This is a genomic window from Caulobacter segnis (assembly GCF_003243465.1).
Taxonomy (GTDB): domain Bacteria; phylum Pseudomonadota; class Alphaproteobacteria; order Caulobacterales; family Caulobacteraceae; genus Caulobacter; species Caulobacter segnis_A.
In genome coordinates this window covers 48,951-72,594 of the sequence record NZ_QFQZ01000013.1, presented here as the reverse complement: position 1 = coordinate 72,594, position 23,644 = coordinate 48,951, and the positions used below count along the sequence as shown (strand labels likewise).

At 68.4% G+C, this 23,644-nt stretch carries 26 protein-coding genes and 1 tRNA gene; 13 read left to right on the top strand and 14 right to left on the bottom strand.

The genetic code is table 11. From position 1 onward, the window contains the following. Positions 1-465, bottom strand: a 465-nt coding sequence (gene infC / locus DI526_RS06485) for a translation initiation factor IF-3 (protein WP_304275604.1), incomplete at its 3' end; no start/stop codon positions are given. A gap of 348 nt (positions 466-813) precedes the next feature. Between infC and DI526_RS06480 the strand changes: the two genes are divergently transcribed. Beyond that, positions 814-1,413, top strand: coding sequence for a YitT family protein (locus tag DI526_RS06480; RefSeq protein WP_304275601.1), 600 nt, complete (start codon positions 814-816; stop codon positions 1,411-1,413). 10 nt (positions 1,414-1,423) lie between these two features. On the opposite strand, the gene DI526_RS06475 is transcribed toward DI526_RS06480, so the two are convergent. Both DI526_RS06475 and DI526_RS06470 read right to left on the bottom strand, forming a co-directional pair. Then, entirely contained in the window at positions 1,424-2,395 is a 972-nt protein-coding gene (locus DI526_RS06475; protein WP_304275599.1) for a glycosyltransferase family 9 protein, read from the bottom strand. Further along, entirely contained in the window at positions 2,392-3,573 is a 1,182-nt protein-coding gene (locus tag DI526_RS06470; RefSeq protein ID WP_304275597.1) for a glycosyltransferase family 4 protein, read from the bottom strand. The genes DI526_RS06475 and DI526_RS06470 overlap by 4 nt, the downstream gene beginning before the upstream one ends. 55 nt (positions 3,574-3,628) lie before the next feature. Here DI526_RS06470 and DI526_RS06465 point away from each other — a divergent pair, with 55 nt between their 5' ends. Next, positions 3,629-4,501 (top strand): carboxylesterase, encoded by an 873-nt coding sequence (locus DI526_RS06465; RefSeq protein ID WP_304275595.1) that lies wholly within the window; start codon positions 3,629-3,631, stop codon positions 4,499-4,501. 4 nt (positions 4,502-4,505) lie between these two features. Here the strand turns inward: DI526_RS06465 and DI526_RS06460 are convergent, their stop codons facing one another. Next, complete coding sequence (locus tag DI526_RS06460; RefSeq protein WP_304275592.1) at positions 4,506-5,366, bottom strand: SDR family oxidoreductase; 861 nt, start codon at positions 5,364-5,366, stop codon at positions 4,506-4,508. A gap of 172 nt (positions 5,367-5,538) precedes the next feature. Here DI526_RS06460 and DI526_RS06455 point away from each other — a divergent pair. From DI526_RS06455 to DI526_RS06435, 5 genes are all read left to right on the top strand, one after another. Further along, a tRNA-Gly gene (locus DI526_RS06455) sits at positions 5,539-5,613 on the top strand. A 94-nt stretch (positions 5,614-5,707) separates the two neighbouring features. Further along, entirely contained in the window at positions 5,708-7,468 is a 1,761-nt protein-coding gene (locus DI526_RS06450; RefSeq protein ID WP_304275589.1) for a DUF885 family protein, read from the top strand. Positions 7,469-7,690: 222 nt separating this feature from the next. After that, positions 7,691-8,458, top strand: coding sequence for a hypothetical protein (locus DI526_RS06445; protein ID WP_304275587.1), 768 nt, complete (start codon positions 7,691-7,693; stop codon positions 8,456-8,458). 168 nt (positions 8,459-8,626) lie between these two features. Next, complete coding sequence (locus tag DI526_RS06440) at positions 8,627-8,998, top strand: helix-turn-helix domain-containing protein (protein WP_304275585.1); 372 nt, start codon at positions 8,627-8,629, stop codon at positions 8,996-8,998. Continuing rightward, complete coding sequence (locus DI526_RS06435) at positions 8,995-9,717, top strand: DUF6456 domain-containing protein (RefSeq protein ID WP_304275582.1); 723 nt, start codon at positions 8,995-8,997, stop codon at positions 9,715-9,717. Before DI526_RS06440 ends, DI526_RS06435 begins: the two co-directional genes overlap by 4 nt. Before the next feature lie 4 nt (positions 9,718-9,721). Here DI526_RS06435 and DI526_RS06430 read toward each other — a convergent pair whose 3' ends face one another. From DI526_RS06430 to DI526_RS06405, 6 genes are all read right to left on the bottom strand, one after another. Continuing rightward, positions 9,722-10,471, bottom strand: coding sequence for a glucose 1-dehydrogenase (locus DI526_RS06430; protein ID WP_304275580.1), 750 nt, complete (start codon positions 10,469-10,471; stop codon positions 9,722-9,724). A gap of 94 nt (positions 10,472-10,565) precedes the next feature. Beyond that, a complete protein-coding gene (locus tag DI526_RS06425) occupies positions 10,566-10,886 on the bottom strand; it encodes a helix-turn-helix transcriptional regulator (protein ID WP_304275578.1) in 321 nt (106 codons plus the stop codon). Between the two features lie 63 nt (positions 10,887-10,949). Continuing rightward, a complete protein-coding gene (locus DI526_RS06420) occupies positions 10,950-11,399 on the bottom strand; it encodes a PA2169 family four-helix-bundle protein (protein WP_304275576.1) in 450 nt (149 codons plus the stop codon). Positions 11,400-11,458: 59 nt separating this feature from the next. After that, positions 11,459-12,409: a rhodanese-related sulfurtransferase gene (locus DI526_RS06415; RefSeq protein WP_304275574.1), complete on the bottom strand. Its 951-nt coding sequence runs from the start codon at positions 12,407-12,409 to the stop codon at positions 11,459-11,461. Beyond that, positions 12,402-12,836, bottom strand: coding sequence for a SufE family protein (locus DI526_RS06410; protein WP_304275573.1), 435 nt, complete (start codon positions 12,834-12,836; stop codon positions 12,402-12,404). The genes DI526_RS06415 and DI526_RS06410 overlap by 8 nt, the downstream gene beginning before the upstream one ends. Positions 12,837-12,887: 51 nt before the next feature. Continuing rightward, on the bottom strand, positions 12,888-13,682 hold the full coding sequence (locus tag DI526_RS06405) for a sensor histidine kinase KdpD (protein WP_304275572.1): 795 nt from the start codon (positions 13,680-13,682) through the stop codon (positions 12,888-12,890). A gap of 192 nt (positions 13,683-13,874) precedes the next feature. Between DI526_RS06405 and DI526_RS06400 the strand changes: the two genes are divergently transcribed. Then, on the top strand, positions 13,875-15,596 hold the full coding sequence (locus tag DI526_RS06400) for a sensor histidine kinase KdpD (protein WP_304275570.1): 1,722 nt from the start codon (positions 13,875-13,877) through the stop codon (positions 15,594-15,596). A gap of 15 nt (positions 15,597-15,611) precedes the next feature. Here DI526_RS06400 and DI526_RS06395 read toward each other — a convergent pair whose 3' ends face one another. Beyond that, positions 15,612-16,502 (bottom strand): hypothetical protein, encoded by an 891-nt coding sequence (locus DI526_RS06395; protein WP_304275567.1) that lies wholly within the window; start codon positions 16,500-16,502, stop codon positions 15,612-15,614. A gap of 63 nt (positions 16,503-16,565) precedes the next feature. Here DI526_RS06395 and DI526_RS06390 point away from each other — a divergent pair, with 63 nt between their 5' ends. Both DI526_RS06390 and DI526_RS06385 read left to right on the top strand, forming a co-directional pair. Next, positions 16,566-16,904 (top strand): DUF1491 family protein, encoded by a 339-nt coding sequence (locus tag DI526_RS06390; protein WP_304275564.1) that lies wholly within the window; start codon positions 16,566-16,568, stop codon positions 16,902-16,904. Positions 16,905-17,042: 138 nt separating this feature from the next. Then, positions 17,043-17,423, top strand: coding sequence for a hypothetical protein (locus DI526_RS06385; protein ID WP_304275561.1), 381 nt, complete (start codon positions 17,043-17,045; stop codon positions 17,421-17,423). Here DI526_RS06385 and DI526_RS06380 read toward each other — a convergent pair. Next, positions 17,420-17,557: a hypothetical protein gene (locus DI526_RS06380; protein ID WP_304275559.1), complete on the bottom strand. Its 138-nt coding sequence runs from the start codon at positions 17,555-17,557 to the stop codon at positions 17,420-17,422. The two genes, DI526_RS06385 and DI526_RS06380, sit on opposite strands and share 4 nt — an antisense overlap. Positions 17,558-17,872: 315 nt before the next feature. Between DI526_RS06380 and DI526_RS06375 the strand changes: the two genes are divergently transcribed. Beyond that, a complete protein-coding gene (locus tag DI526_RS06375; protein ID WP_304275557.1) occupies positions 17,873-19,471 on the top strand; it encodes a peptide chain release factor 3 in 1,599 nt (532 codons plus the stop codon). A 107-nt stretch (positions 19,472-19,578) separates the two neighbouring features. Here DI526_RS06375 and DI526_RS06370 read toward each other — a convergent pair whose 3' ends face one another. Beyond that, positions 19,579-20,811: a pyridoxal phosphate-dependent aminotransferase gene (locus tag DI526_RS06370; RefSeq protein ID WP_304275554.1), complete on the bottom strand. Its 1,233-nt coding sequence runs from the start codon at positions 20,809-20,811 to the stop codon at positions 19,579-19,581. Positions 20,812-20,983: 172 nt separating this feature from the next. Between DI526_RS06370 and DI526_RS06365 the strand changes: the two genes are divergently transcribed. Next, the gene (locus tag DI526_RS06365; RefSeq protein ID WP_304275551.1) at positions 20,984-21,376 is read left to right on the top strand and encodes a methylglyoxal synthase; all 393 of its coding nucleotides are present in this window, start codon (positions 20,984-20,986) and stop codon (positions 21,374-21,376) included. Position 21,377: 1 nt separating this feature from the next. Here DI526_RS06365 and DI526_RS06360 read toward each other — a convergent pair whose 3' ends face one another. Next, positions 21,378-21,857, bottom strand: a complete 480-nt coding sequence (locus DI526_RS06360) for a ribonuclease H (RefSeq protein WP_304275548.1) — start codon at positions 21,855-21,857, stop codon at positions 21,378-21,380. Positions 21,858-22,241: 384 nt separating this feature from the next. Here DI526_RS06360 and DI526_RS06355 point away from each other — a divergent pair, with 384 nt between their 5' ends. Continuing rightward, entirely contained in the window at positions 22,242-23,603 is a 1,362-nt protein-coding gene (locus tag DI526_RS06355; protein ID WP_304275545.1) for a hypothetical protein, read from the top strand. Positions 23,604-23,644: the final 41 nt, after the last annotated feature.

Below are 23,644 nucleotides of genomic sequence, written 5' to 3'. Positions count from 1 at the left end.
GACCTTGGCGACCTCGTCGAAGTCGGCCTTGACCTGCTGCAGCAGCTTCATGCCGAGTTCCGGGTGAGCCATTTCGCGGCCGCGGAAGCGCAGGGTCACCTTGACCTTGTCGCCTTCCTCGAAGAAGCGGAACATCGACTTGGCTTTGACGTCGTAGTCGTGCTTGTCGATGTTCGGGCGGAGCTTGATTTCCTTGAGCTCGACGACCTTTTGCCGCTTGCGCGCCTCGTTCTTCTTCTTCTGCTCCTGGAACTTGAACTTGCCGTAGTCCAGGATCTTGCAGACGGGAGGATTGGCGTTCGGAACGATTTCCACCAGGTCCAGCCCAGCCTCCTCGGCCGCTTCGAGGGCGGCGGACGTCGGCATCTCGCCTTGCTTCTCGCCGTTTTGGTCGATCAGCAGGACGCGGGGAACGCGGATTTCATCGTTGATACGCGGCCCATCCTTGACGGGCGGCGTTTGCATAGGACGGCGAATAGGGGCGGCTCCGAGGCAGTTGATAGGGTAGGGCTAAACGCATGCGCGCCGCGCTGGGCGCGCCGCGAGAAACTGATATATGACGCGGCGGCCGCGCTCTATCAAGCGAAGGCGGTTAAAGAGACGTCGCCTGACCGCGTTTTTTCGGCGGCCAAGTTCTTTCCGATCCTGCGGAGTTCATCGGGCTGGGTAAAAAACACTCTAACTAGAAATTTCGGGGCATTTTTCGACCCCGTGCCGTTTCGCAATTGCCAGAAAATGCTCTAGATGGCGGATAGGGGGAAACGGCGAGGCGGGGATGCGTGTCATCCTGACGAAGACCCCTGGCTGATCTCCATGAATCCGCATCGCCACACCGCCCTGGAGGATGTCCATGCCCTCCTGATCGGCTCCAGTTTCATCGCTGTCGGACTGACGCTGCTGAAGGCCGCCGGCCTCGTCACGGGCGGCGTCGCCGGCGTGGCTCTGATCGTCTCTTACCTAAGCGGCTGGCCGGTGGGGGTGGTGTTCTTCGTGTTGAACCTGCCGTTCTACATCCTGGCCCAGCGCACCCTGGGCTGGGTGTTCACGCTCAAGACCCTGGCCACCAACCTGCTGCTGGCGGGCTTTGCCTGGGCCATGCCGCACTGGCTGAAGGTGACGGGCGTCGATCCCGTCTTCGCGGCGATCTTCGGCGGCACGATCATCGGCATGGGCATTCTGGCCTTGGCGCGGCACCGCTCCAGCGTCGGCGGGATCGGGGTGCTGGCGCTCTATCTGCAGGAGCGACGCGGGATCAGCGCCGGCAAGGTGCAGATGGCGGCCGACTGCGTGATCGTCGGCGCGGGCTTCTTCGCGATCAGCTTCGACAAGCTGCTGCTGTCGATCGCCAGCGCCGTGGCGCTGAGCGCGGTGATCATCGCCAACCACAAGCCGGGGCGTTACGCCGGATACTAAGGGGCGGGTGTCAGCGCGTCGTCAGCGCCATGGCCGCGCTAGCCACCGTGCTGACCGGCAGGGCCTGCAGGTCCGGCGAGCGGATCACCGTCACGTGGCCGCGCGGCGCGCAAAGGTCGGGGTCCGAAGCGTCCGAGAACAGGGCGATGGTCGGTGCGCCGGCGGCGGCCAGCAGGTGGGTCGGACCGGTGTCGTTGCCTACGGCCAAGGCTGCCTTGGCCCCCAGCACGGCGAGTTGGGCGAAGTCGGTGCGGCCGGTCAGGTCGCGGGTTCCGGCGGCGGCCTTCTGGATCTGCCGCGCCATGGCGCTCTCCTGCGGTCCGCCGATGACGACGATGTCGAAGCCCCGCGCCTTAAGCAGCGACGCCAGCTGGCCATAGAACTCGACAGGCCAGCGCTTCTCGGGGCGATGGGCCGAGCCGCCGGGCACCAGCAGCACGTAGGGTTTGGGCTTGGCCGCGCCGGCGACCGGGGCCTGCTCCTTCTGCCGCTTCAGGATCCACGACAGGTCCGGCGCGGGGGCGCTGCCCGGTTCGGTGGGGGCGTCGGGCCAGATGCCGGCGGCCTTCAGCTGATCGGCCTGCCGCTCCAGCGTATGCATCCGCAGCCGGGCCTTGCCCTTCTGGGGCAGGGCGCAGCCGAAGGCGATGCCGTTCCACTGCGGCGGGAACGGGCGGAGCAGCTGGAAGTACCAGTTGGTGCGGCTGTTGGTTTGCAGGTCGTAGACCCGATCGTAGCCCGCCCTGCGGATCCGGTTGATCATCGCCAGGGTCTGGCTAAGATCGCCAGGACGCCCGTCCGTCTCGACCGTATTGAAATAGGGGCTGAGCTTGGCCAGCGCCTCGAAAGGCGGCGTGGTCAACAGGGTGATCTTGGCCCTGGGATGCGCCTCGCGAATCTTCTTCATCGCCGCGAGCGCCAGGACGAAGTCGCCAAGCGCGCCCAGCTTGATGACCAGGACCTTCTTGATCTCCTTGCTCAAGACTCGCGCTCCGTGTCGCGGGCCCGCAGGACGCGAGCGTAGACCTCGAGCGTGGCTTCGCACATCGCGTCCACGGAGTACAACCGCCGCGCTCGCGCCCGCGCGGCCTGGCCCATGGCCTGGCGTCGCGCGGCTCCCGCCTCGCAGGCGTCTTGAAGCGCCTTGGCCCAGGCCTCGGCGTCGCCGGGCTTCACCAGCCATCCGGTTTCGCCAGGGACGACCGTCTCGCGCGTCGCGCCGTGATCGGCGGCCATGACCGGACGGCCCATGACCTGGGGCTCGACGGCCGTGCGGCCGAAGGCTTCCGGTTCCAGCGACGGCGCGATGGCCAGATCGGCCAGAATGTAGGCGGCCGGCATGTCGTCGCAGTGGCCGACCAACTTCACCCGATCACCCAGGGCCGCGGCCTCGATCGCGGCGAGGAGTTCGGCCCGGTAACCCTTGCGGCCCTGGTCGTCGCCGGCCAGCAGCAGCAGGATCTGGTCGTCGCCGCGCGCCTTCAGCAAGGCCATGGCCTCGATCAGCAGGCCCTGGCCCTTCCAGCGGGTCAGGCGGCCGGCCAGCAGCACCTTCAGGCGCCGCTCGTCCGCAGCGACGCCCCACGCATCGGCCAGCGCCTTCACGCGCTCACAGCCGACCATGCCGGGCTCGAAGCGGGACAAGTCGACGCCGCGCGGGATGGCGACCACCTTCTCCGGCGGGATGCCGTGCTCCTGGATCACGTGCTGGCGCGTGTACTCGGAATTGGCGATGACAAGGTCGCCCTTGGTCATCACAGCGTTGTACCAACGCTTGAGATTGGACTTGGCGTTGTAGACGCCGTGATAGGTCGCCACGAAGGGGGTCTTGGTGGCGTGGGCCGCCCACAGGGCGCTGAAGGCCGGCGCGCGCGAGCGGGCGTGGACCAGGCTGACCTTCTCGCGTCGGATCAGGTCGATCAGCCGCGCTGCGTTGCCCAGCATGACGAGCGGGTTCTTCGACTGGGCCGGCATATGGGCGAGGCGGCCGCCGTCAGCGGTCAGGCGCGCGGCCATCCGCCCGCCCCTGGTCGCGACCAGGGCCTTGCCGCCTTGCGCCACCACCGCGTGGGCGACATCAATCGTGGTCTGTTCGGCGCCGCCGGTTTCCAGCTCCGGCGTCACTTGCAGCAGGGTGAAATCGGGAGGTAGGTCGGGCACACGACTCTCGCGAGGACAACGCGGGCTTAAGTAGCGAAAGGATCAAGGCGACGCCATGACCGAATCCCCAGGCGCCCTAACGCGCGAAGACGGCTCTCGCCTCGCTTTCCGGCGTATTTCGGGGGAGGGCGCGACGGTGGTCTGGCTGGGCGGCTTTCACTCCGACATGACCGGGACCAAGGCGCAGGTGCTGGCAGAACAGGCCCAGGCGACCGGCGGATCCTATGTCCGGTTCGACTATTTCGGCCACGGCGCGTCTGATGGCGCGTTCAAGGACGGTACGATCAGCCGGTGGCGCGCCGATGCGCTCGCGGTGATCGACGAGTTGACGGACGGACCGCTGGTCCTGGTCGGCTCGTCCATGGGGGGCTGGCTGGCGTGCCTGGCCGCCATCGCCCGGCCCGAGCGCGTGAAGGCGATGGTTCTGATCGCCCCCGCGCCGGACTTCACCGAAAAGTTGATGGCGCCGGAGCTCTCCGAGGAGGCCAAGGTCGCGATCGCCCAAGATGGTTTTTGGATTCGGCCCTCGGAATACGACGACGGCGGCTATCCGATCACGCGGGAGCTGCTGGAGGACGGAGCGCGGTGGTCGATCCTGCCGGGGCCTGTGCCGATCAACGTCCCGGTGCGTGTTCTCCAGGGCGGCGCCGACCCGGACGTGCCGTGGACCCACGCGCTGGAACTGGCCAACGCCCTGACCAGCGACGATGTCGTCTTCACCCTGGTCAAGGACGGCGACCACCGGCTCTCGCGGCCCAAGGACTTGGAGCGCCTGGTCGCCGCCGTGGCCGAGGCCAAGGGCTTGGCCGAGCCGGAGGAGGGCGATCTGGTCAGCCGTCGCCTGGCTCGCGCGGCGCGGCTGCGCAATGCGGCGGGGCTGGAGGCGGTGGGAATCACGCCGCGCGCGCCCGTTATCGACGACGAGTGAGCGCCTAGCTGCCCGCCTTTAGGATCGCCGCTAGCCCCTCGCGATAGGTTGGGTACGTGGGCCGCCAGCCCAGTTCGGCCTTGGCGCGGGCGTTCGAGACGCGCTTGTTCTCGGCGTAGAAGCGGCGCGTGGCGGGCGAAAGGCCCAGTTCGTTGAACGGCAGGTCGGGCGGGACCGGGACTCCCAATAGCTTCGCGGCGTGCTCCATAACGTCCTGCGGCGGCGCCGGCTCGTCGTCGACGAGGTTGTAGACTCCGCCCGCCCGGGGCCTGTCCAGCGACGCCAGCAGGCCCGTGACGATATCGTCGACATGGATCCGGCTGAACACCTGGCCTGGCTTGACGATCCGGCGGCCTTCGCCGGCCCGCAAGCGGTCCAGGGCGCTGCGTCCTGGGCCATAGATGCCGGGCAGGCGGAATACTGTGACGGTCAGGCCCATGCCGCGCCCGACCTCCTGCCAGTCGCGTTCGGCGCCGACACGGCGCGCGCCTTCCACGGATTGCGCCTTCAGCGGCGAGCTCTCGAACACCCAGCGGCCGTCGAAGTCGCCATAGACCCCAGTGGTCGACAGATAGCCGATCCAGTCCGGATAGGCCTCCGCCTGAGCGAGGGCGGGGACCAGCGATTCGAGCGCCGGGCAGCCCTCCGGTCCTGGAGGCGCGGTCACGAGGATCGCGTTCACCCCGGCCAAGGCCCGCGCCATGGCGTCGCGGTCCGCCGGCTCGACCGCCGTCACGCCTTGGCGCCGCAGAGCCTCGGCCTGCTCGGGCGTTCGCGCGCTGGCGGCGACCTCCCAGCCGCGCGCCTGCAAGGCCTTGCCGAAAGCGGCCCCGACATAGCCCAGGCCGAACACGAATAGACGCAACGCTGGCACTCCGCCCCCGAAGAACGCCGGGCGACAACCCGGCGGAAACCCGGTCAGATCAAGCCGTCGAAAAAAGCCGCTCCGCAACCCCTCAAAGGGCGCTTGCAAACCGCGAAGCGCTCTGCCATAAGCCGCCTCCTCGTCGCGGGGCGCTTCACCAAGCCCCTCCGATGCGGGCGTAGCTCAGTGGTAGAGCGCCACCTTGCCAAGGTGGATGTCGAGAGTTCGAATCTCTTCGCCCGCTCCATTCTCGGTTCTTCCCGATATTGGACAATCAGACCGTCGTCGCGGCGGTCATTCGCGTGTCGCGAGGCGAGCGCCGTTCGCCTAATCTGCGGCGCATGACTCGCATCGCCCCTTGGCGCGCCGCCCTGGTCGGCGTCTGTCTCGCCGCCATGACCGCGACGTCGGCGTGGGCCGGTCCTTCTGGAACCCTGACGCGCCTGGTTACCCGGTTCGAGGCGCTGGGCGGCGGCGACCAGGACGACGACTCCGGAGGCGCCGCGGAGGGCCGCTGGCGTCTGCCCGATGTCACCCGCACGGCGGACGCTGCGCGCCTGGCCAAGCTGAAGGCGATCGAGGCCGAGCTGACCGCGATGGGCGAGGCTGGACTGTCGAGCCAGGAGACGCTGACGCGCGAGCTTCTCCTCTGGACCGTCAAAGACCGTATCGAGGCCGCCGGCTTCGACGAGTCGCGCATGCCGTTCAGCAGCGACGGCGGCTTCGACGTGATGATGCTCTATCGCGCGAGCGGGCTGCGGCTGAAGGACGAGGCCGAAGCCCGCCGCTGGATCGCGCTGCTGACCCGCATGCCCGACTGGTACGCGGTCAACATCGATAACGCCCGCCGTGGGGTGAGGGCGGGCTTCGTCCAGGCGGTCCCGACGGCTCAGGCCGTGCTGGAGCGCGCCCAGCGCATCGCCGCCACGCCGCTGGCCGACGATCCTCTTCTGGCCCCGTTACGCGCCCTGCCGGCGAGCGTCCCCGAGGCGAGGCGCGCAGCGCTGATCGCCGAGGGCGAGACCGTCGTGACGGCCAAGGTCGCTCCGGCCCGCGCCGGCTTCGCCAGGTTCATGGCCGATGAGTACGTCCCCCACGCCGCCAGCAGCCTGGCCGCCTCGGACCTGCCGGACGGCAAGCGGTACTACGCCTTCCTCGCGCGGCGGCACACGACCACCGCCCTTACGCCGGACCAGATCCACGATATCGGTCAGGCCGAAGTGGCCCGCATCCGCGCGCGCATGCAGGAGGCCATGAAGGCCGCGGGCTTCCAGGGCGACCTTCCAGCCTTCATCGCCATGCTGCGCCAGGATCCGCGCTTCTACGCCACAAGCCGCCAGCAACTGCTGGAAAAGGCCAGCGAGATCGCCAAGCGCGCCGACGACCAGCTGCCGGCCCATTTCGGCGTCCTGCCGCGCCTGACCTACGGCGTGCGGCCCGTGCCGGCCAGCATCGAGAAGGGCTACACCACGGGCCGCTACTTCGGCGGCGATCCCAAGGTCGGCCGCGCCGGGGGGCTGATGATCAACACCTCGGAATTGGACCAGCGGCCTTTGTATGAATTGCCCGCCCTGGTGCTGCACGAAGGCGCGCCGGGGCACCACATCCAGACGTCGCTGGCGCAGGAGCAGACCGGGGCGCCGGACTTCCGCAAGAGCCTCTACTTCACTGCTTTCGGCGAGGGCTGGGGCCTTTATTCGGAATGGCTGGGCGAAGAGATGGGGATCTATCGCGATCCCTATGAGCTATTCGGCCGGCTATCCTACGAGATGTGGCGCGCCTGCCGACTGGTGGCCGACACCGGCATCCACTGGAAGCACTGGAGCCTGGACCAGGCCCGCGCCTGCTTCACCGACAACACCGCGCTGTCGCCGGTGAACATCGAGGTCGAGCTGAAGCGCTATATCTCCTGGCCCGGCCAGGCGCTGGCTTACAAGGTCGGCGAGCTGAAGATCCTGGAACTGCGTCGCCGCGCCGAGCAGGCCTTGGGGGCGCGTTTCGACGAACGCGCTTTCCACGAGGCCGTGCTGCTGGACGGCTCCCTGCCGCTCGCGGTGCTGGAGCGGCGCATCGACGCCTGGATCGCCGAGCGCCGCAGGTGACGAACGCGACGCCGGCGGGTTTCGCCGTCCCGGAGCTGGCTGACGATCCTCCAGGTCGGCGCTATCCTCGCATCGCGCGGCATGTAGGCCGCTCTGATTCCAAGCGTTTGTTCTCCTGTGATCGCACCGCCAGACACCCTTGAAGCCAATCGTTTGCAAGCCGCGCTGACGCGTCGGTTTCTTCTGCCCGTTCTTCCGGACCTGGAGGCGCTGTTTCTGGCGATGAGGGCTGAGACGGATCGTGAGATCGCGTCGAACGCCTTAGCGCGCCGAGGCAAGCCCTACCCCTATGGCTACTGCCTGGAGATCGCGCAGGATGTCGTAAAGAAGCTTCGCGTCCGCAACGCCGGGGCGCGCAGCCCGGCGGGCCGAGCCCTTGGCGCCTTTCTCAAGCATGGCGGCGTCGGGACCGTGGTTTGGGGCGTGCTACGCGGCCGCTACTTCCAGAACGCGATCCAGCTGGGCTCGCTGTATGTCGATGTCGCCAATGACAGCGTCGATCCGCTGAAGCCCAAGGTCGAAATCATGCCCATGGCCGAGTCCGGCCTGGAGCAGGTGCGAGACGTCGCTCATTTCGCCGAGTTCGCAAACCTGTACTGGGGCGTGCAGTGCTACGCCAATACCGCCTTGCCCGCCCTGGCCCCCCTATTCCCGCTGATCAACGTGGATCCCAGCGGACTTGTGCTCCTTGCGTCCAAGGGGGCCTATATGGGGCGGCTGCTGGCGTCCGACGGGTTCCAGAAGTCCGAAAGCTGGCTCAGCACGGCGCCCGAGCCGCCCCCTGAAGTCGTTCGCGAGCTCCGCAAGCACTGTCCCCAGGATATTCTGGACGCCAACCCGGTGGCGACCCGGGAGGCCAGTGTCGAGGCCTGTCGCGTGCTGCGGAGGAGGACCGCCTCGCTCGACCAGGCCTGGATCAAACGGATGAACGCGACGTTCGACCGCGTCCCTGAGATTCGGCTCCTCCGAAAGGCCCCGGCGCCGGCGTGACGCGCACGAACGCCCGTGCTTTTACGGGTGTTCGTGGGGTATCATGCAAATGAAATCAGATATTTAAGTCACGTCGCAATGAGCTTATAGGAATATCTTCCTCTTCGTGGGAAAATAAACCTATAGTGGCGCCATCCGACCTGCTCGCGGTCGGGAGGAGAGAGCGCCATGCTGGTTCATGCCCTTGAGGATATCTGGGTGATCACGCCCGATCCTCGACGCGACCGCCTGATGGTCGGTTTCGTCACCCAACTCGTGTCCCTGGCCACCGGGATCCCGGCCGCCGAGATCAATACGGCCCGCCGCACGACCAACGCCGCCATCCGCGCGCGGCATCTGGCCATCTATCTGACCCACATCACCTTCCACTGGCCGCTGCACCGGGTGGCCTACGCGTTCGGCCGAGACCGCACCACCTGCGGTCACGCCTGCCGCAAGATCGAGGACATGCGCGAGAACGCCGAGTTCGATCGCAGGCTAGCCGAGCTGGAGGCCTGCCTCCGCCAGGCGCCCGCCCATGCGGAGGCGCTGCCGCTATGAGCCAGGCGTTCGACAGGGAGCTCGAGGCGCGACGCTACGCCGAGCGCGCCATGCGCCTGCTGGCCCGTCCGGGCGCGGTGGTGGCGCCGGAGGGCGGCGGCTACGGCGTTCGACTGGGCGCCAACCGCCGACGGCGCGTGATGCTGACGCTGGACGAGGCCGCCTTCCAGGTCCTGGCGCGCGAAGCGACTCTGAAGGTCCGTCCGCAAGGCGGCTGGACCATGGTCTCGCGGCCAGCGCCGGACGCGCCGCCGCCCGGCCGTCCGGGCGTGATCGAGGCCGAGGTTCCCTCGCCCGACTCGTCCAAGCCGGTGCGCCGCAATCTGGGCGAGTCGCCGATCGCCTGGCTGGCCCGCCGACGCGACCGCGATGGACAACCGTGGCTGACGCCGATCGAGGCCGCCGCTGGCGAGCGATTGCGGGAAGAGTACGAGCGTTTGGGGGCCCAGGGACGGCTGACCATGCGCTGGGACGCCGGGCGCGTCGATGGCGGGATGCCAGGTCTGGCGCCGGCGGAACGCGACCACGCCGCCCGCCAGAGGATCGCTCGCGCCCTTGAGGCGGTCGGGCCCGGCCTGCGCGAGATCTTGGAGCGGATCTGCCTGATGGGCTCGGCCCTGGAGGCGGCCGAGTCGGCGCTGAAGCTGCCGCGCCGGACGGGCAAGACGGTGCTGAAGCTCGCCTTGCAGCGCCTGGCGCGGCACTATCGGATGGTCTGAGGATCTAGCGGTTGCCGCCGGCGACCGCGATCACCTCGCCGGTGATCCAGAAGCTCTCAGGCGAGGCCAGGAAGGTGGCGACCGACGCGATGTCCGAGGTCTGGCCCATCCGGCCCAACGCGGTGCCGGCCACGATCTGGGTCTCGAAGTCCGAGCCGATGATCCCGGCCGTATGGGTTCCTTCGGTCTCGACGGCCCCCGGCGCGATGGCGTTGACGCGGATCTTGCGCGGCCCCAGCTCCTTGGCCAGGACGCGGGTGATGGCGTCCACCGAGGCCTTTGTCGCCGTGTAGATCGAGAAGGCCGGGATCTCCAGGGTCACCGCCGAGGAGCTGATGTTGATGACGCTGCCGCCCTCGGGGCCAAAGCGCTTTGCCGCCTCCTGGGTGGCCAGCAACAGGCCCAAGACGTTGGTGTCGAACTGGCGGTTGAACTCGGCTTCGGTCACCGCCTCCAGCGGTGTGAAAGCGTAGACGCCAGCGTTGTTGACCAGGATGTCGAGGCTTCCGAACGCCGTCTGCGCGGTCTCAAACAGCCGGACGACTTCCTCGGACTTGGCGACCGAGCCCTGAACGGCGATCGCCTTGCCGCCGGCGGCGGTGATCTCGGCGACCACCTTTTCGGCCCCGACCTGGTCCGAGGCGTAGTTGACCGCCACCGCCGCGCCTTCGGCCGCCAGCGCCTTGGCGATCCCGGCCCCAATACCCTTCGACGCGCCGGTCACCACGGCGGTCTTGCCTGCGAGCTTGCTCATGATCTGTCTCTCCATCGCCTGAGCGGCGATCGGTTAGACATTTAGATAATCATCGAAGTGTTTCAATAAGGGGGGGCGGATTGGGGGGCGGGCCCTAAATCTCCCCCAACTGCGCGAGGTAAGCGTTCAGCACGTCCCGCTGCAGCACCAGGAAGGCGAACTTGCCCTGACGGCAGATGCGGATCAGGCCGGCGTTTTCCAGCTCCTTCATGTGGTGCGAAAAGGTGGCGGCGGTGACTTCGAGGTGCTGGGCGACGGCGCCGCAGGGCGTAGGCTCGCTGGCGGCTCCGATTTCCTTGAGGATCTGACGGCGGCGCGGTTCGGCCAGGGCCTTGGCGATCAGGTTCACCTGCCGCTCGTCCAGCACGAGGCGTTCGGCGGGGGCGGGGCGCGTCGCGTCTTCCATGGCGCTCATATGCGTTGGAGCGCGCCAGGAAGCAAATGGGCGGGCCCCTTCGGACCCGCCCGTCTCTAGTCGCTAGTGTTTCAACATGTGCTTGATGTCGCGCATCTGGTCGTGGCCGGACTTCACCGACGTCCAGGCGCGTTCGATCACGGCGCGGGTCTGGGGATCGACGTCGGCGTCCTGCATGGCCTTCTCGTACTTGGCCTTGATGTGGTCCTCGCCGGCCTCGACCTCGTTGACCACGGCCTCGTCGCCCTTGGTCATGGCGTCCTTCAGGTTCAGGAAGGCGCGGTGCGCGGCGGCCAGGATGGTGCCGTCGTCCTTGGGCTCGCCGCCGAGGCGACGAACTTCGTCCTGCAGCTCGGAAGCGATCGAGCGGCGCTCCTGGGCGCGGCGCTCGAACAGCTCCTTGTAGCGGCTGTTGTCGGCGTCCTTGGCGGCCTCGGCGTAGCCGTCGGCGCTGTCGATCGTGGTCTCGACCAGGCCGTTGACCAGCTTGATGTGATCTTCGTTGGTGTGCATCGAAGGGCTCCTCGCGTGGGGAAGGGGAGCCGGGTCAACGCGGAGCCAGGCCGAACGGTTCAGCCCGTCTTGGCGGGCAACTGCGCGCCGACGTGGTCGATGCCCAGAGCCTCGCAGTGCAGAGCCTGACGGTGGCGCTCGGCGGCCCGGGCCTTCTGGTCGTCCGTCCGCCGGTCGTGACAGGCCGGGCAGGAGACGCCCTCGACATAGAGCGGCGAGGCCTGCTTCTCCGGGCTGACCGGCATGCGGCAGCCCCGGCACAGCACATGGCTTCCCGGCGTCAGGCCATGGCCTACCGCCACCCGCTCGTCGAAAACGAAGCATTCGCCGCGCCAGAGGCTCTCGGGCTCGGGCACCTGCTCCAGATAGTCGAGGATGCCGCCCTTCAGGTGGAAGACCTGCTCGATCCCTTCGGCCTTCAGGAAGGCGGTCGACTTCTCGCAACGGATGCCGCCGGTGCAGTACATGGCGACCTTCAGCGGCGGCGCGTCAGGCGCGCGCGCGGCTTCGAGATCCTGACGGTATTGGCGGAACCAGGTGGGGAATTCCGAGAAGCTGGCCGTCTTGGGATCGACCGCGCCCTCGAACCGGCCGACGGCGACCTCATAGTCGTTGCGGGTGTCGATCACCACGACGTCGGGATCGCTGATCAGGGCGTTCCAGTCGGCGGGCGCGACGTAGGTTCCAGGATCGGTCGGGTCGAGATCGGGCTCGCCCAGGGTGACGATCTCTTTCTTCAGTCGGACCTTCATCCGGTAGAACGGCATGCGCTCGGCCCAGGCGGTCTTGGGCGTCAGGTCGGCGCAGCCGGGCAGGGCGCGGATGTGGGCCAGCACCGCCTCGATGGCGGCGTCCTCGCCGGCGATCGTGCCGTTGATCCCCTCGCGAGCCAGCAGCAGGGTGCCCTTGACGCCGAGCCCGCAGCACAGGGCGGCCAAAGGCCCCTGGATCGCGGCCGGGTCCTCGAACCGCGTGAAGCGATAGAGCGCGGCGACGCGGTAGTTAGCCACGGGCGCTCAGCGCCTCCTGGGCGTCGCGCTGAATGCGAGCGACCATCGACTTCAGGCCGTTGGAGCGCTGCGACGACAGGGCTCCGGACAGGCCCAGGCGATCGAGGGCCGCCTTGGCGTCGAAGGCGACAATATCGGCGGGCGATCGGCCCGAGTACAGGCGCAGCATGATCGCCACCAGGCCGCTGACGATGTGGGCGTCGCTGTCGCCTCGGAACTGCAGGGTTCCGTCGGCCTGCGGCTCGGTGACCAGCCATACCTGGCTGGCGCAGCCGCGCACCTTGTTCTCCTCCGAGCGCTCGGCGTCGGTGAGGGGGGCAAGCTCCTTGCCGAGCTCGATCACGTAGCGATAGCGCTCTTCCCAGTCGCCGAGCAGTTCGAACTCGTCGGCCAGTTCGTCGAGGGCGGCGTCGATGGGGTTGGTCATGGGCGGGCGTTTAGGCGCCTTCGCCCGCCCAAGGCAAGCGTGGCGTGGCGATCAGCCCGCTTCCAGGATCAGCCGGGCCAGGAAGCCCGCCCCGAGGCTGGAGGACAGCTTCAGCCGCCCGCCCATCGCCCGCGACAGCAGGTCGACGATTGGCAGGCCCAGGCCCACGCCTTCGTTGTTGCGAGTCAGCGGCGAGCCGCCCTGCTCGAACGGTTGCAGCAGGCGCGGCAGCTCGGCGCTGTCGACGCCCGGTCCCTGGTCGCGGATGGTGATCTCGACCTCGCCGCCGATCCGGCCGGCCGCGACGTGCACCACCCCGCCGGCGGGCGAGTGGGTCACAGCGTTCTGCAGCAGGTTCGACAGCATGGTGCGCAGGCCCCGGCTGTCGGCGATGACCAAGGGCAGAGCGCCCTGGCCGATGATGTGGATGATGACCTCGCGGCGCGCGATCTCGGGGCGCAGGCCCTCCATAACGTCTTCCAGGGCCTCGTCCAGGCTCTCGGGCGTCATCTTGATGTCGGTGACGTGGCCTTCCAGGCGCGCGATCTCGACGATCTGGTTGACCAGCTTCAGCAATTTGACGCCGCTGTCGTGCACGATCTGGGCGTACTCGCGGTACTGCGGCGAGCCCAGCGGGCCGTAGAGCTCGTGCGACAGGATTTCGGAAAAGCCGATCACGGCGTTCAGCGGGGTCCGCAGCTCATGGCTGACCATGCGCAGGAAGGAGCGCTTACGATCGTCCAGCGCCGCGCGGCGGCGCTCTTCCGCGGCCGTTCTGCGCTCGGTCGGCGCGTCTTCCGCCGGGGGCGCGATAAGCGATGCGTCCAGGTACGCCGGTTCAGCCATTACGAACTCCCGGACCTTCTGTCCGCACTGATCAGAGTGGACCATGACGCATGGCGCTTACGATTCCGTTTCCGTCCACAACGAAGTCCGCCGTTAACCTCGCTTAACGATTGTGCGCGCTTGGCCGGAACGCGCTGCTCGCGTTAGACTCCCTCAAGCGGCGACTCCCGCCGCAGTCGCAACCGGCCGGCCTTGGAACTCAAAGCGCGTCCAGAACCGATGAAGGGGCCCGCTCCGCCCGCGGGCTTCGACCCTGCGCTGGCTTGGCGCCTGGGATGGCTGGCCGCTGTCTGCCTGGCGGCCGCCGCGGCGCTGTTCGTGGCCGACGCCCGCGCCTGGCCGGTCTGGAGCGCCCTGGCCGCGGGCGCGATACCCGCCCTGGCCGCGCTGGTGGTCCGGCGCCCGGGCGAGCGCGCCGAGGCTTTTCTGCTCTGGCTTTGGGCGATCGGCGGGGCCGTCGCCGCGGGCCTGACCGGCGGCGTATCGGGCGCGATGGCCGCCTGGTGCCTGGCGCCGGTCGCCGCCGCCTCGACCATGGACCGGTCCAAGCGGCTGGCGGAAGGCGCCGCTCTGGCGCTGATCGGCGGCTGCGCCGCGGCCTTGGCTCAGCTCTCGGGCCTAGCCCCCGCCGCCCCGACCGGGCCGCTGGCCTTCCTCTTGGGTTTTCTGGCCTTGGTCACCACCGGTCTCGGCTTGGCCGCCGGTCTGCTGATCGGCCGCCGCCGCCAGGAGCTGCGCGAGGGCCGCGACGCCTTGGAGATCGGCGGGCTCGAAGCCGTTCTGGACGGTCTGCCGCACCTGGCCATCGCCATTCGAGGCCACGACGAGGTGATGACCGTGCGTGGCGCGGCGCCGCTGGGCGTCTCGACCGTGCAATTGCTGACCGGAAGCCTGGCCGCCGCCGCGGCCCCCGCCGATCGGCAGCGCCTGGCCGCCGCCATCGCCCAGGCCCATCGGGACGGGGCCGCCAGCCTTGATTTCGCGCCGGCGCTCAGTGTCGACCGCGTCCTTGCGCTGGACCTGCAGCGCGTGGCGCCCAGCCAGCTGGTGGGCCTGCTGCGCGACGTGACGGTGGAGCGCGACCGCGTGGCCGCCCTGGAGCAGGCGCGGGCCGACGCCGAGGCGCTGGCGTCCGGTCGCGCCCGCTTCCTGGCCAATATGAGTCACGAGCTGCGCACGCCGCTGAATGCGATCATGGGCTTCTCTGACATCATGCGCGCGCGGATGTTCGGTCCGCTGACCGACCGCTACGCCGAATACGCCGAGCTGATCCACGAAAGCGGCGGCCACCTGCTGGACCTGATCAACGACGTGCTGGACATGTCGAAGATCGAGGCCGAGCGGTTCGAGCTGCAGCGCGGCGTGTTCGACGCCCGCGAGGCGGTCCAGGCCGCCATGCGCCTGCTGCGCGTCCAGTCCGACACCGCCGGCGTCCAGCTGCGCGGCGTGCTGCCGGGCGGCGAGCTGGAGGTGGACGCCGATCGCCGGGCTCTCAAGCAGATCGTGCTGAACCTGGTCTCGAACGCCCTGAAGTTCACGCCGCGCGGCGGACAGGTGACGGTGACGCTGGACGGCTATGACGGCGTCCTCGAAATCGTGGTCGCCGACAGCGGCGTCGGGATCAGCCCCGAGGACCTGGAGCGCCTGGGGCGGCCTTACGAACAGGCGGGCGGCGCCGAGCAGCGCGCCGGCGGCACGGGCCTTGGCCTGTCGCTGGTCCGCGCCTTCGCCAAGCTGCACGGCGGCGAGATGGCGATCGAGAGCCGCCTGGGCGTCGGCACCACCGTTTCGGTGCGGTTGCCGGTGCTGCTGGCGGTCCTGCCGTCCAAGCCGGCGGAGCAGGAGGTCGTCCCCGAGGAGAAGCCGTCGCCGGTCAGCCTCGGCGACAATGTCATCGCCTTCGCGCCGCGCTGAGGACTGTCTCCGCGGTCAGTGCAGGAATGCGCGTCCGGCCGCGAAATCGCCCACCTCGACATAGGCCTTGCGGGTCGTCTCTTCGGCGCGGCCGGTGAAGGTGAATTCGATGGTCACCGCTTCGCGCGGATCCAGTTGCGAGATCGCCTCTGCGACCTTGGCCGGGAAGCGGAACGCCAGGCCGTTCTTGGCGCCGGTCGGCAGCAGGGATGGCGGCGCTTCCTCGCGCGTTTCGGCATTGAACACGAGGCTGGCGTTGCGCGGCGCGACCTTGCCGGTCAGGGCTGCGCCCGCGCGGTGGTCGATATAGGGACCGAGCGTGCGGCGCGTGTCGCGCATGATCACCCGCGCGGCGTAGGGACGCTGGCCGTTCTGGAAGGTGGCCACGGCCGTGACGGCCTTGTTGCTGCCGGCCAGGCCGAAGATCAGCCGGTCGCCGCCGAAGGCCGACATCTGCGAGAGCCGCCAGAACGGAATGGTCGCCGACGAGGCGCGATCGGCCTTCCATGATGCGACATCGCCCGGATAGGTCATGGTCTGCATCTGGGCGTAGCCGTCGAACGCAGCCCGGACGCGTGAGGCGGCCAGGGCGAGATCCTTTGAGCCGCAGGGCGCGGCGCCGGCCTTGGCGCGGGCCCGCTGCTCCAGGGCGGCGATCTGCGGCTCGGTGGCGCCCGAGCGCAGGGCGGCGCCGCGCGCCTGGGCGCGGGCCGCGTCCAGCGTCGCGGCGATCGCAGGCGAGAACAGGCGGCAGCGGGCGTGCGCCGCGCTCATCAAGGTGCGCTCATAGAGCTGGTCGGCCGCTTCAGCGGCCATCGGTCGACCCGGCGCGACAAGGCCCGCCAACAGCAGCACCGCCGCCATCCCCGCGTGAGCGAGACCTTTATGATGCTCTGCGGACGTCATTGGCCTATGGGTGAGACACTTCAAGGGCCGGTCTACGCCGGCTCAGGTTGCGGTTCGGTTAGCATGCTTCTTTCGACGGACATCTGGGTGGGCGCGCTGGTTCGGCGCGCGGAGCTCGGCGGCGCCTTCGCCACGGTGGCGCGCAAGGGCGACACGCGCGCCGGCGCGGTCCTGGTGAAGGTGGTCGACCGCCGCGCCGGAACCGCGCGGCTCTACAGCGAGGCTACTCGGGGTGACGGCGAGCGCTTTTGGATGCAGCCCGTCCGCTCCGTCTTCGAGCCTGACCTGGATGCTTATGCCGAGCGTGCGGCGCGGATCGACCCGGACGTCTGGCTGGTCGAGATCGAAGATCGTGAAGGCCGCCACTTCCTGACGGAGCCCGTCGAGCCCGACCCTCTCTGAAGGGCCCACTTGGCCTAAAGTCTGGGGATAAGGGACGGCGAAACGGGGGGCGGCGTCGGGTTAACCCTGAAGCTAAACGGGCTCGAAAGCCCAGATCGGGTATGGGTTCGGCCCAGAGTCGCTCAGCCAGTAACCCCCATGCTTTTTTTGATGAACGACGTCATCCTCAGCTTTGACCCCAGCGAACTGGCGCCGCCTGTCACGCGCGACCGGTTCGCTCGTCTGTCGCTGAATAGCGTGCTGGAGCTGGGCAAGGAGCTTTTCGCGCAGGAGCCGGTGCTGCAGCACAAGGATGTCGAGCGCGCCCAGCGCCTCGCCGCCCTGATCATCGCCAAGGCGCCCGAGATCAACGCCGCGCTCTTCGTCGCCCCCACGCGCGGATGCCCGGTCGAGGAGGTCCAGGCCCGATACGCTCAGCTCGGCGTCGAGGTCATGGGCACGCTGTTGCATCGCCAGAACGCCGGCTCGCTGACCAACGCCGAGGCCGACCGTCAGGTCTGGCAGCGCCTGGCCGCCTAGAACTTCACCAGGGTCATCAGCCAGCTGATCGTCACGGCCAAGCCGACCAGGCCGGCGATCGTGACGCCGAAGCACAGGGCGCTGCCGGCGGGATGCTGCCGGCCCTGGGAACGAGAATGGTCGAGCATAGCCATCGTTCGATTTCCTCCAGACACCCGACGATCTGAAGTCGTCGTTGGTGAAGTCGCAAGCATGACTCCAAACCCTTTATTCGAATAGGGGTATTTTGGCCGCCTGGTGAGCACATCGTAGGGCATGGCGCCGCAGCTGTGCCTGACCAGGTCTCGCACGGGGCGAGCGCTTCAACTCCAAGTGTCGTGAGCCGCGAGCGCTGTTCTGGGCCTTGATCCACTCAGCACGCCTCTGCGGACGGCGTTCGAGGCTAGGGCGCGTCCGTCAGGGCGTCGTCGGAAGGTGACAAAAACGGCCGATGGGGCTAGTCCCCGCCCATGAGCACTTCCCCCGCCGCTGAAGCCGCCCGTCGGCGCACCTTCGCCATCATCAGTCACCCCGACGCCGGCAAGACGACCTTGACCGAAAACCTGCTGCTGGCCGGCGGGGCGATCCGGGCCGCCGGCGCCGTGCGGGCGCGGGGCCAGACGCGGCGCACCCAGTCGGACTGGATGAAGATCGAGCGCGAGCGCGGCATCTCGGTCAGCGCCTCGGTGATGACGTTCGACCACGACGGCCTGATGTTCAACCTGCTGGACACCCCGGGCCACGAGGACTTCTCGGAAGACACCTACCGCACCCTGACCGCCGCCGATGCGGCGATCATGGTGCTAGACGCCGCCAAGGGTATCGAACCCCAGACCCTGAAGCTGTTCGAGGTCTGCCGCCTGCGCGACATCCCGATCATCACCTTCATCAACAAGATGGACCGCGAGGCTCAGGATCCGTTCGAGCTCTTGGACGAGGTTTCCTCGAAGCTGGCCCTGGATCCGGCGCCACTCTACTGGCCCGCCGGTTCGGGCGGGCGGTTCAAGGGCATGCTGGACCTGCGCAAGGACCAGTTCATCCCCTACGCCAAGAAGAGCTCCACCGACGAGGAGGGCCATCCCGACCCCGTCGCCTTCAAGGGCAATGCGGTGGTCCAGTACCTGGACCCCGAAGAGAAGGCCGAGCTGGAAGACAACGCCATGCTGGTCACCGAGGCCGGCAAGCCGTTCGACGTCCAGTCGTTCCTCGAGGGTCATATGACCCCGGTGTTCTTCGGCTCGGCACTGCGCCACTTCGGCGTCGCCGAACTGCTCGGCGGCATCGGCGCCTACGCCCCGCCGCCCAAGCCGATGCCGGCCACGAAGGGCGGGGCCGAGACCCATGTCGCGCCGGGCGACGGCGAAGTCTCGGGTTTCGTGTTCAAGGTCCAGGCGAACATGGACCCCAACCACCGCGACCGCATCGCCTTCCTGCGCCTGACCAGCGGCCGCTTCACCCGGGGCATGAAGCTGAAGGCCCAGAACACCGGCAAGGCCATGAGCGTCAACGCGCCGATCATGTTCTTCGCCTCCGACCGCGAGCTGGCCGAGGACGCCTTCGCCGGCGACGTCATTGGCATTCCCAATCATGGTGTCTTGCGGGTGGGCGACAGCCTGTCCGAAAGCGGGACGCTGCGCTTCGCGGGCCTGCCCAACTTCGCTCCGGAAATCCTGCGCCGCGTGCGGGTGAAGGATCCGCTGAAGGCCAAGCACTTGAAGAAGGCGCTGGAAGGCCTGGCCGAGGAGGGGGTTACCCAGCTGTTCCGTCCGATGATCGGCAGCGACTTCATCGTCGGCGCCGTCGGTCAGCTGCAGTTCGAGGTCATGGCCGACCGCCTGGCCAACGAGTACCAGCTGGAAGTGATCTTCGAAGCCAGCCCCTACGCTGAGGCCCGCTGGCTGGGCGGCGACCGCGCCGACGTCGAGGACTTCGTGAACAAGCACAAGTCGGCCATGGGGCAGGACATTGACGAGGCTCCGGTCTTCCTGGGCAAGTCGTCCTGGGAAATCGGCTACGTCGCCGAGCGCTATCCCAAGGTGCGCTTCGAGCGGACCAAGGAGCGGGCGTAGTACACGGTCATCCCGGCCAAGCGCGAAGCGCGCCGAGCCGGGGCCCCCCAAGGCGCAGAGCTTGCTGCGGTCCCGGCTCTTCGCTCCGCTGCGGCCGGGATGACAGTTTATAGGGTGGTGTAATAATCCAGTTCCGCGTGCTGCACGTGGTCGCCCGACGCCATCGGGCTGGCCATGACCTCCTTGAACGCCACTTTGAACTTGGCCATCTCCTCGGGCGTGCCCACCGAGACGCGGACCGCGTTGGGCCAGACGGGCCATGTGCGGCCGATCAGGACGTTCTTGGCCTTCATCGCCGCGAACACGGCTTTGCCGTTGCGGCCGGTGTCGATCATGAAGCAGTTGGTCTGCGGGTCGCCGATCACCTTGTAGCCATTGGCCTTCAGCCAGGCGATCGTGTCGCGGCGGGTTTCGCCGATGATCTTGCGGCGGGCCGGCACGAGGCTGGCGTCCTCCAGCGAGGCGCGGGCGGCGGCCGAGCCGGTGATCGGCATGGCGTTCTGGCCGAACGGCGTCAGCTTGGCCAGCAGGTCTGGCCGGCCGACCGCGAAGCCGCAGCGAATGCCGGCCATGCCGTAGATCTTCGAGAAGGTGCGCAGGACGATCAGGTCCTTGCCCTGGGCCACGAGGTCCAACGTGTCGGGCGCGTCGGTCAGGTGAATATAGGCCTCGTCCACCAGCAGGATCGAGCCCGCCGGCTTGTTCTCCAACGCCCAGATTATGTCCTGCTTGGTGGTCAGGGTGCCGGTCGGATTGTTCGGGTTGCAGATGTAGATCACGCCAGCTTGGGCGTCGGCGGCCACCATCGCCTTGACGTCGTGGGCGCAGTCCTTGGTCAGCGGAACCTTGACGATCTTGGCTCGGCTGGTCTTGGCCGCGTACATGCCCGCCTCGTAGGAAGGATCGGCCGTGACGAAGCTCTTGGTTGGCGAGGTGAAGGCCAGCACGCTGTAGTGCAGCGGCTCGGACGAGCCGGCGTAGACCGCGATGTTCTCGGGCTTGAGACCGCTCTGGGCCGCGAAGGTGCGGACCAGGAGATCGGTCTCGCCGGTCAGGTCATAGCGTCCGCCGAGCGGCGCCACGCGGGCGATGGCGTCGCAGGCCGCCTTGCTGGGGCCCAGCGGATTTTCGTTGGCGTTGATCAGCACCATGTCCGACGGCGGCGCGTCCGGGCCTTGGCCGTGCAGCGCCATGCCCGAGGGCGGGGAGGTCGTCGCCTGGGCCGCCGCGTGGGCGAGGCTGGCCTCGGTGACGATCGGCGCGGCGGCGGCGATCAGCGCCGCGCCACGAAGAAAGTGGCGGCGCCCCAGCGCCGGCGCGTCGGCTTTGCGCGTGGTCATGATGGATGTTCCCCCCGATGTCTGACGCATAAGGACGAACCTCGCAGAGCCGTCGCGCAAGAGGCGAGGGCGCCTCGCCACGGCTGATGCCCAAGTCGCGAGCAGAGCCAGGCTTGCCTTCACGCGCGCGGCGCGAAATGAGTGCGACCCTTAGCCGCCAGGAATCGCCGCCATGTCCGCCTCTCTCGCCGCCGGCCCGCTTTCGATCGGATTGGTCGCGCACGACGACAAGAAGGCCGCCCTGGTCGATTGGGCCAAGGCTCATGCGGATTTCCTGAAGGACAAGACGCTGTTCGCGACCGGCACGACGGGCGGGCGGATCCTGCAGGCGCTGCCGGACCTTGAGCTGACGCGGCTGAAGAGCGGTCCACTCGGCGGCGACCAGCAACTGGGCGCGATGATCGCCGAGGGGCGGCTGGATGTGCTGATCTTCTTTGTCGACCCGCTGTCGCCGCAGCCGCACGATGTCGACGTCAAGGCGCTCATTCGCCTGGCGACGCTCTACGATATCCCCTTCGCCTGCAATCCGGCGACGGCGGATCTGATCGTCGCCTGCCGGGGCTAGGTCAGCCTGGGAACTTCATCAGGTTCGGCTTGGGAATCGCGGCCTTGAAGGTCCCGCGCGACTTGCTGGTGTCGAGGCCGAACTCCGCCCAGGCCGCCAGGAAGCCGTGGGTGTCGTCGTCGGCCGAGGCGGGGACCATCTCCAGCACGGGGCGCGCGGCGACGGCGGCGCGGGCGGCGGCCCAGGCGTCCGGCTCGGAGGTGGCGTAGTCGCCGTCAGCGGTGACCAGCTGGCCGGCGAGCTCAAGGTCCGAAAAGCGCAAGGTCACCGCCGTGTCGGCCGGCAGGTCCGACAGCCCGTCGAGCGCCTCGATCAAGGCCGTCAGGCTCATCTTGGCCGCGGTGGTCCGACGCTCGCCGCCGGCCGCGCCCTTGATCGCGGCCGCGCCGGTCTCGCCCTCGGTCCGGCGCACGTAGGACCAGCCGCCATAGCTCGGGTCCTGGCGGCATAGGCTGGCGATCCACAGGGTGACGGCGACCATGGCGGGCTCCCAATCAACGATCCGGCGGAGCTTCTACCTGCTTTGCTTCTGCTCGGGGAGGGGTGGTGAACAGAGGGTAAACATCGACTCCAAACTTAGGGTTAACGTCATTTTAAGATCGATGAACGCTGTTCTAAAATTTGGCGGCCTGGGCCGCTCAGGGTTAATTCTGTTAAGCAAGAAGTGTGCCAGTTCGATGCGATTTCAGCCTTTTTGGTCGAACATGAGGGTCATGTCTGAAGGCTTCGGAAATATTTATGGTTAACGGCGCATAAGGACATATTAACCACTTGTTAAAGCGGCTGGCTCCGGTTTTGCTCCTTGGGCGTTGAACCTTCGACGGCTGTCCCGGGTTGGGACGTCCCCAAGTGGAGTGCGCTGGCCATGTTCGAATTCGGACGAGATCTGAAGCGGCTGTTCGGTGTCGAGACCGAGGCCAAGAGCGCCTGGCGCGAAGGCCTGACGGGCGGCGACACCTCGCTGCTGGAGCTGCTGGACCTGCGCCTGCTGACCAATGAGGCTCGATCGGCCGACGCGGCCGCTGGCCGGGTGCAGGCTAAGGATCGAGGAGAGCGTCTTCTGCAGGCCGCCGTGATCTGGCGGGAGCTGGCGCGGCGCACCGGCGACGCCGCCGCCCTGCGCAAGGGCGCGGCCCAGGCCGAGGCGGCCGTGAAGGTCTTCGAGGGCGAGCGACGCCAGGACGGCCTGGCCGCCGCCCGCTGCGAGCAGGTGATGCTGGCTATCCAGGGCGCGGACCTCTTTGGCGACGAGGGCCTGCTCGCCGCGGCGACCGCGACCCTGGCCCGCACGCCGGCGCATCACCGCACGGCGCTGTGCGGCGCGCTATCGGCGGCCTTGGACGGCCGCGCAGCCTTGCAGGACGGCGATCTGGACCGAGCGCTCGCCGCCGTCCAGGCGTTCGAAGGTCCGCTGCGCGCCTTGGCCGCCGCCAAGCGGGCCAAGGGCGGCGCCGCCCGGCTGCTGCTGGCCGAACAGCGCGCCACCCGCGTCGACCTTGTGCTCACCTGCGCCGCCCGCCTGAAGGACCGGACGCTGGCGGAGCGCGCCGCGGCCGAGGCCAAGACGGCGCTCGAGGGTCTGGACGCCGATTTCGAGCCGCTGGTCTGGGGGCGACTGGAGTGCCTGCGGGGCGCGGCCCTGGTGCAGCTCGGCGACCTGGACGGCGAGATGGGCTGCATCGCCGACGGCGTTCAGGCGATCACCGACGCCGCCCAGGTGATCTCGCTCGACCACAGCCCGATGGACTGGGCCCGCGCCCAGGCCTTGCTTGGCGCGGCCCTGCAAACCATGGGCGAGGCCTCGACCAGCGAGCGTGTCTTCGAACAGGCCGTGTCGGCCTATGACCGCGCGACCCAGATCCTGAAGGTTCAGCCGGCCCTGGCTCTGCGCGCCCACGTGGCCAACAACCGCGCCCTGTGCCTGGCCCGCTGCGCCGAACTGACCGCCGACCTGGCGGTGCTGGACGCGGCCGAACTGGCGTTCAAGGCCGAGCTGGCCGAGGTGCGTGGCGCGCGCGATCCGGCAAGCTGGGCGGTCGCCCAGATGAACCTGGCCCGCCTCTATGAGGCGCGGGTCGAAATCACCGGCCGCGACGACGGCCGTCTGGCGCGGGCCGGCGTCGCCCTGGCCGCGGCCTTCGACATCTTCTCCGAGCTGGGCCTGCGATCGCTGACCGACCTGGCGGCACAAAGCCTGCAACGTCTCCAACGGGCCCCAGCCGCCTGACCCGAAACGGGACGCGGCGGGAGAGGGCCCGTCAGAGAACG